Below are 6,660 nucleotides of genomic sequence, written 5' to 3'. Positions count from 1 at the left end.
ATCGCGGTCTGTAGGGTAGTTTGGCCACGTGTTACTGAGCTATATGCCACGGGTCTAAACCCGTGCGACTAGCATGGCTAAATCGGACTCCGATAGCAATGGCCTCCGGCAGGATCAACCGGAATGTCCCTGGCGTGATGCCAGGGGGTTAGGCGGGTCACACCCACAAGGGGTGTGGTCGCTATCGAAGGGCGTTCGAAGACACCCGTCGACCGGGTGTCACCGAACTATCAAGGCTAACATCAGATCCCATCTTGACGGCGGACCGCAGGGGTGGAATCCTCATTCACTCCGGACCTGTATGTTATCCCGAACCCATCTTAAAGGCTTCGAGTTCCGTCGACGAGTTGCCTCGTCACCGTCCGGATCGGTCGGGTTTCGTTGGCCCCGACCGGGCCTCGTTCGCATTCATTCCGAGTGCCCTGTACCACTTAAGGGCATCGGAGTGCGCTTCCGTCGAACCGCACGACGCAAGCGACCTTTGCATTCCATCCGAATGCCCTGTATCACTTAAGGGCATCGGTTGGGTCGTGGCCCGGCCGGGGGAGCGTCGCCCCGAACCGCGTTCGCATCACATCCGATGGGAGTGTCACACTTAACCCCGTCGGACCGAAGCCGCCTCGGCAGGCGATTACACGGGTGAGAGAGTCGCACACGGCAGATCGGCACAAATGTGAAATTCGCACCCGAAAGTGTTCCGCGCGCTCGCCCGCGAGGAACGTGGAGGTCGGCCGCGCGCCCGCGCGATGGTGGCACCTCGTGGTCGAATGGCTCGGAAAAATCTCGCGTCCGCCGGCGACTCAGATGTCGTCTAAGTGTTCGACGCCCTCTTTCGAGACGTTCCCCTTCGTGATGTCGCCGGGCATCCAGTCGGGTTTGTCGTCGGGTGCCTGCTCGACCCAGGCCCAGGCCTCGTAGATGTGGACCTTGTGGGTCCCCTTCTCGCGGAGGCGTATCTCCTGGCGCTCGGCATCGTCTTCGCTGTCGGCCGGGTCGAGCCGTCGGGCTGCCTTCAGTGCAGCCTGCCGGGGAGTCCCGCCTGAGAAGACGCTCGATTCGTCACCATCCTCACGGAGCGCAAAGTTGCGCTTGTCACTATCGCGTGCCATGGTTTTCACCGCTCCATGTCAATTCAGCACATGCCCCAATATAAATATACCCCCCAATTCGGCTGCCGTCCCGGGATACATTTATATACCACCTTCGGTCAGACCGGGTACGCGCCCCGATTCATCCGAAACCTGGGCGAGTTAGCCGCCAATCAGACGTCGCACGCGCCGAAATTCCACGCGCTGCCCCGATCGACCGCACGGTAGACTTAAGTGTATCCTACGGTGATGCACGGAGTACGATAGCGCGATGGTGCGAAAAAAGAAGCTCAGCCCGAGTGGCGCCAAAGACGAAGACGGCGAGTACCACAACGTCCATATCAACATCCACGAAGACGAGTTAGCCGTCGCCGGCATGGAGATCGGTGACGAGGTGTTCGTTCGGGTGCGCGACAACAAGATAATCATCCAGAAGGCCGACCCCGACGAGGTCGAACACGATTTCTAACCAGTCCTCGCTCGTTTTCCGGTATCACTGAGACGATACGCGAACCCACGAATGAGACTCTACGATATCGCCAGACCGGTACTGTTCACGCTGCCGGCGGAGACGGCCAACAACGCCATCCACACGCTGCTAGAGACGGTCGAAGGGACATCGGTCGCCGATGTCGTCGCCGACCGGTATACGGTCACAGACGATCGTCTCGCCGTCGAGGCGTTCGACCAGTCGTTCGACAATCCGGTCGGCGTCGCCGCCGGGTTCGACAAGAACGCGACTATCCCGACGATGTTGGCCTCGCTGGGGTTCGGCTTCGCGGAGGTCGGTGGCGTGACAGCGGAGCCACAGACCGGCAACGCACGCCCGCGGATGTTCCGCCTGCAAGAAGACGAGGGGATCGTCAACCGGATGGGATTGAACAACGACGGCGCGGACGTCGTCGGCGAGCGACTGGCGGCGACGGACGCCCCGTTTCCGGTCGGAGTCAACATCGCCAAGAGCGAACACGTCGAGACCGACGACGCGCCGGCGGACTACCGCTACACGTACGAGCGGGTCGCCGCGGGCGGCGACTTCTTCGTCGTGAACGTTTCCTGTCCGAACTCACAGGGGTTCGAGGATCTCCAGAACCGCGAGGCGATGACGGCCATCTTCGAGGAGTTACGGGACGCAGGTGCCGGGCCGCTACTCGTGAAGCTCTCGCCGGACCTGCCTGAACCCGCCGTCGAGGACACGCTGGACCTCGTGACGGAACTGGGTCTCGACGGCGTCGTCGCGACCAACACCTCGACCGAGCGCCCGGCCAGTCTGCGCTCGCCGAACGCGAGCGAACAGGGCGGCCTCTCGGGGAAACCGATCGAAGGCCGCTCGACGGAGATGGTTCGGTTCGTCGCCGAACGCGTCGACGTCCCGGTCGTCGGTGTCGGCGGGGTTTCGACGGCTGCGGGCGCGTACAGAAAAATTCGCGCCGGGGCCTCGCTCGTCCAGTTGTACACCGGCCTCGTCTACCGCGGGCCGTCCATCGCCCGAGACATCAACGAGGGGCTACTCGACCTGCTCGAAGCGGACGGCTTCGACAGCGTCGAAGAGGCGGTCGGCGCCGACCTGTAAACAACGTTGAAGTGGGGAGTACGAGTAGCCGGAGCATGGCTGATACGCCGCGCACGCTCCATATCGCTTCTTGGGATGACCGATTTCTCGCGTGGTTGGTCGACGTGATACTCGTCGGCGCGATTCTGGCCGGTTTCGGCGAGGTCGCGAACGTCTTCTCGCTGCTCACGGGAAGTCTCTCTGTCACGACGCCGTTCGCCGGGTTGAACGGTCTCGGACTGTTCGTCTACTGGACTGCCCTCGAAGGCTATCACGGCCAGTCAGCCGGGAAGATGGTGATGAACATCGCCGTCACCGACGAGCGCGGCGACCCCATCGACTACGTGACCGCCGCCATCGAGAGCTTCGGCAAGGCGTTCCTGCTACCGCTGGACCTCATCATCGGCTGGCTGGCCTACGAGGAGGAGGGGCTGCGACTGTTCAACGAGCTCTCCTCGACCATCGTCGTCGAGATCGACGAGGACGCGGACAGTCTCCCGGAGGACGTAGAGTACGTTTATCCGAGCGACAGATAGCCTGACTGCGTTTCTGGCGCTGGCTTACGCCAGCCCGTCCAGTCGGAACTCGAAGGCCGCCACCGGCAGCTCCAGGTCGTGCTCGACGAGCACCTTCGGGTGAACCTCGCCGACGACGCCGACGGACTCGCCGTCGAGTACCACGTCGGCGGCCCGGCCGTCGATGAACGACGGGTGGGTCGTCGGCGGCGTCCGGAGGTCCTTGTCGAACGCCTCGGCGATGGCTTGCAGGCTGGCCTTCGCGTCCTCGTAGGAGGCGTCGGTTCGCGCGAGCGCGCCCGCGACGGTCCGGTGTTCGGCGACGCCGGTGTTCTGCGAGTCGTCGAGACCCGCGGCGAGGCCGATCTCGGCGAGGTCCTGCGGATAGCGCCGATGCGTGTTGTTCTCTAGGACCATCAGCAGCGACGGAAGCGCCCAGGTCCGGAGGATCGTGTAGTCCTCGCTGTAGGGTTCCTGAATCGTCACCGGGTCGGCCGCGCCGACGGCGTCGTCGTCCGCGGTGAGGCCCATCCTGCCGAAGTTCTCTGCCTCGTTGGTCATGTGGAAGTTCAGCAGGTCCTCGAAGCCCAGCCCGACCAGCGTATCGCGGGCGGCGTCCTCCAGTCGGGAGCGCTCGTGGCGGCCGCCGACCGTCGAGACGTCGGGATACGTGGGTTCGAGGGTGTTGAACCCCAGCGCGCGGCCGATGTCGTCGATGAGATCCAGCGGGTGAATGACGTCGACGCGGTAGGGCGGAATCTCCACTTCGAAGGCGACCGCCCCGTCGTCGGTCTCGGCCTGGGTCGCGTCTAGTCCCGCCCGCTCGGCGTAGTCGACGACCTCGCGGGCGTCCAGGTCGACGCCGAGGACGTTCCGGATCCGCTCCAGCGTGACCGTCTTCGACCTGACCTCGAAGTCGGGCCGTTCTAACGTACGGCCGGCGTATTCGCCGGGCGCGTCGTCGGCGTACTCGACCTCGACGCGTTCGACCTTCCCGCCGCGGGCTTCGAGCGCGTAGCAGACGATGTTGCACATGTGGTCGATGGTCCACTGGTCGGTCCCGGTCATCTCGATGAACAGGTCCCGGGAGCCTTCGGTGACTTCCGTCCGACGACCGTTGATGACCGGCGGGAACGAGAACAGGCCGATGGAGTCGAAGATGGCGGGCACGCGGTCGAAGTCGGCGACGAGGTCGCCGTAGTCCCGCCCGGTCTCGTGGTCGGCGACGACCTCGTTGGGCGTCATCTCCGCGTCGGCGTCCAGCGGCACGAACGTCGCCTCGTCGGGGTCGACGCTCGTGTAGGTGATGGATTTGCCCGTCCCCTCGCTGGCCGCCTCTCCCTTGAGCATGGTGAGGTCGTGAACCCCGATAGCGCCTTTCGCGCGCTTGCGGCCCATCGTCGCGTGGAGCTTCTCCTGCAGTTGGATCAGCGACTCCAGCGCGTCCTCGCTCATGTCGAGGCCGCGGACGACGGCTCCGGTGACGTAGGGCCGACCCGCGGGCTGGTCCTCGACCTCGATGGTCCACTCGGCGCTGTTCGTGCTCGGGACGTAGACGCCCCGGTCGTCGCCGTAGTGGTAGCGAAGCGAGCGAGCGACGCCCTCGACTGAGAGGCGGTCGAGGCGGTCGGGGGCGAACTCCAGTTGGAACTCGTCGTCCTCGGTCCAACCCTCGAACTCCAGGCCGAGGTCGAACAGGTCCGACTCGAGTTCGTCGTCGTCCTTCTCGTCGTGACCCGTCAGACGGCGCAGTTCGTCGGGGTCGACGTCGACGACGGGCATCAGCGCATCACCTCCGTCTCCCGCAGCAGTTCCAAGTCACAGAGCGTCCCGTGCACGTCGCGGATGTCCTCGAAGCCGTACATGAGCATGAGTAGTCGTTCGAGCGAGAGGCCCCACGCCATCACGTCGCAGTCGACGCCGAGCGGATCGAGCACCTCGTCGCGGAAGATGCCCGAGTTCCCCACCTCGACGACCTCGCCGGTCTCGGGATGGGTGCCGAACAGTTCGAAGCTCGGTTCGGTGTAGGGGTTGTAGTGCGGTTTGAACTCCAGGTCGGTGATTCCGAACTGCTCGTAGAACTCCGTGAACGTCCCCATCAGGTCGCGCACGGAGAGGTTCTCGGCCATCACCCAGCCCTCGATCTGGAAGAATTCGAGCAGGTGCGTCGGGTCGAGCGTGTCGTTGCGGTACACCTTCTCGACGCTGAAGAATCGCTTCGGCGGTTCCAGCTCGCCTATCTCGTGGCCCGAGAGGTAGCGCATCGACAGCGAGGTGGTGTGCCCTCGAAGGTCCAGCCCCCGGGCGACGTCTTCCTCCCAAGGCGAGTGATACCCCTCGCCGTCGGGACCGACGCCGTTCTTGTGGGCCGAGCGAACGCGCTCGACGAGATCCTCGGGTAGCTCCTTGATTTCGTCGGGTTGCGAGAGCGCGAACTGGTCCCAGTGGGTCCTGGCGGGGTGGTCCTGCGGCATGAACAGGCAGTCGTTGATCCAGAACTGGGCGTCGACGTGCGGGCCCTCCATCTCCTGAAAGCCCATACCGACGAGCGTGTCCTTCACGCGGTTGGCGGTCTGGCGGAGGATGTGTTCCTTCCCGTGGGTCACGTCCTCGGCGTCGGCTTCGACGTTGTACTCGGTGAACTCGACGTCTTCCCACTCGCCGCTGGTGAGCAGCTCTGGAGTCAGTTGGTCGACCGTCTCGGCGGCCTCGACGCCCTCCATCAGCGCCGTGACGCCGTCGTCGGTCAGGCGCACCGACCGAACCGTCTCCTCGCTGACGTCCAGCAAGCCGCGGCGCTCCAGTTGGTCGAGCGCCTCGGCGTCGGCGTCTTCGACGCGGCCGTCGGCGACGGCCTCCAGCGCGTGCATCTCGGGGTCGGCTCCCGCGTCGGCACCGGGGTCGGCCGTTATCTCGCCGCTGTCGATCTCGCCGTACCCCTTGCGGGCGTAGTTCGACAGCGCGATGTCGACGGCCCCGCCTTCGAGGCCGGACGCGCCGATGACCTGTCCCATCTGCACGGGTTCCTCGTCGGCCCCGGCGTCGAGAGCGGCCGCGTAGAGGTCCTGTTCGGGGAGGCTCTCGCGGACGTAGCGTTCGCCCTCCTCGGTCAGATCGTAGTGTTCGAGCGTCTCCTCGGAGACGGTCACGAGGCCGTCGGCCTCGAGTTCGAAGGCCGCTCGCGTGGCCGCCTCGGGTTTGAGGTCGGCCTCCTCGGCCACCTCGTCGATCCGTCTCTCCTCCTGTGCGTCGGCGGCCTGTAGGACGGCCACCTGTGCCTGTGGTCGTTTCATGCGGGTGTCTCGGTCGTTGTCGGGAAGTACCGCGGGTCGCTCAGTTAACGGTTCTCACTTCCTGCCGGGCGGTTTCGTCCGAACCCGCCTCTCGACGCGGTCGGAGTCCACGCACCGTCAGGCAGCGGAGAAAAATCCGAACCCCGGACGGCGAGCTGGCTGGCGGGCGACGCCGGCGCGGCGGGATTCGGGCGTCATGTGCGAAGGTTGTG

6 protein-coding genes and 1 rRNA gene are annotated in these 6,660 nt (G+C 64.9%); 3 read left to right on the top strand and 4 right to left on the bottom strand.

Annotated elements, in window-relative coordinates; all coding sequences use genetic code 11:
• Positions 1–125, bottom strand: a 16S ribosomal RNA gene (locus EGH23_RS14635); the annotation flags it as partial.
• A 675-nt stretch (positions 126–800) separates the two neighbouring features.
• Positions 801–1,109 (bottom strand): non-histone chromosomal MC1 family protein, encoded by a 309-nt coding sequence (locus tag EGH23_RS14630; RefSeq protein ID WP_162318623.1) that lies wholly within the window; start codon positions 1,107–1,109, stop codon positions 801–803.
• 250 nt (positions 1,110–1,359) lie between these two features.
• On the opposite strand from EGH23_RS14630, the gene EGH23_RS14625 reads away from it, so the two are divergent.
• Genes EGH23_RS14625 through EGH23_RS14615 form a run of 3 tightly spaced genes read left to right on the top strand, consistent with a single transcriptional unit; the run spans position 1,360 to position 3,176 of the window.
• A complete protein-coding gene (locus tag EGH23_RS14625; protein WP_135303304.1) occupies positions 1,360–1,557 on the top strand; it encodes a hypothetical protein in 198 nt (65 codons plus the stop codon).
• Between the two features lie 51 nt (positions 1,558–1,608).
• A complete protein-coding gene (locus tag EGH23_RS14620) occupies positions 1,609–2,661 on the top strand; it encodes a quinone-dependent dihydroorotate dehydrogenase (RefSeq protein ID WP_220580713.1) in 1,053 nt (350 codons plus the stop codon).
• Positions 2,662–2,696: 35 nt separating this feature from the next.
• Entirely contained in the window at positions 2,697–3,176 is a 480-nt protein-coding gene (locus EGH23_RS14615; RefSeq protein WP_220580712.1) for an RDD family protein, read from the top strand.
• Between the two features lie 24 nt (positions 3,177–3,200).
• Here EGH23_RS14615 and pheT read toward each other — a convergent pair whose 3' ends face one another.
• Entirely contained in the window at positions 3,201–4,937 is a 1,737-nt protein-coding gene (gene pheT / locus EGH23_RS14610; protein WP_220580711.1) for a phenylalanine--tRNA ligase subunit beta, read from the bottom strand.
• The gene (gene pheS / locus EGH23_RS14605; protein WP_220580710.1) at positions 4,937–6,448 is read right to left on the bottom strand and encodes a phenylalanine--tRNA ligase subunit alpha; all 1,512 of its coding nucleotides are present in this window, start codon (positions 6,446–6,448) and stop codon (positions 4,937–4,939) included. Before pheS ends, pheT begins: the two co-directional genes overlap by 1 nt.
• Positions 6,449–6,660: the final 212 nt, after the last annotated feature.

Source organism: Haloarcula nitratireducens (assembly GCF_019599505.1).
The sequence above is the reverse complement of the archived record's forward strand: the minus strand, read 5'-3'. Positions and strand labels throughout refer to the sequence as shown.

Excerpts from the sequence above, each read along its gene's own strand:
- EGH23_RS14630 (WP_162318623.1), bottom strand. The coding sequence starts at position 1,109 with ATGGCACGCGATAGTGACAAGCGCAACTTTGCGCTCCGTGAGGATGGT.
- EGH23_RS14625 (WP_135303304.1), top strand. The coding sequence starts at position 1,360 with ATGGTGCGAAAAAAGAAGCTCAGCCCGAGTGGCGCCAAAGACGAAGAC.
- EGH23_RS14620 (WP_220580713.1), top strand. The coding sequence starts at position 1,609 with ATGAGACTCTACGATATCGCCAGACCGGTACTGTTCACGCTGCCGGCG.
- EGH23_RS14615 (WP_220580712.1), top strand. The coding sequence starts at position 2,697 with ATGGCTGATACGCCGCGCACGCTCCATATCGCTTCTTGGGATGACCGA.
- pheT (WP_220580711.1), bottom strand. The coding sequence starts at position 4,937 with ATGCCCGTCGTCGACGTCGACCCCGACGAACTGCGCCGTCTGACGGGT.
- pheS (WP_220580710.1), bottom strand. The coding sequence starts at position 6,448 with ATGAAACGACCACAGGCACAGGTGGCCGTCCTACAGGCCGCCGACGCA.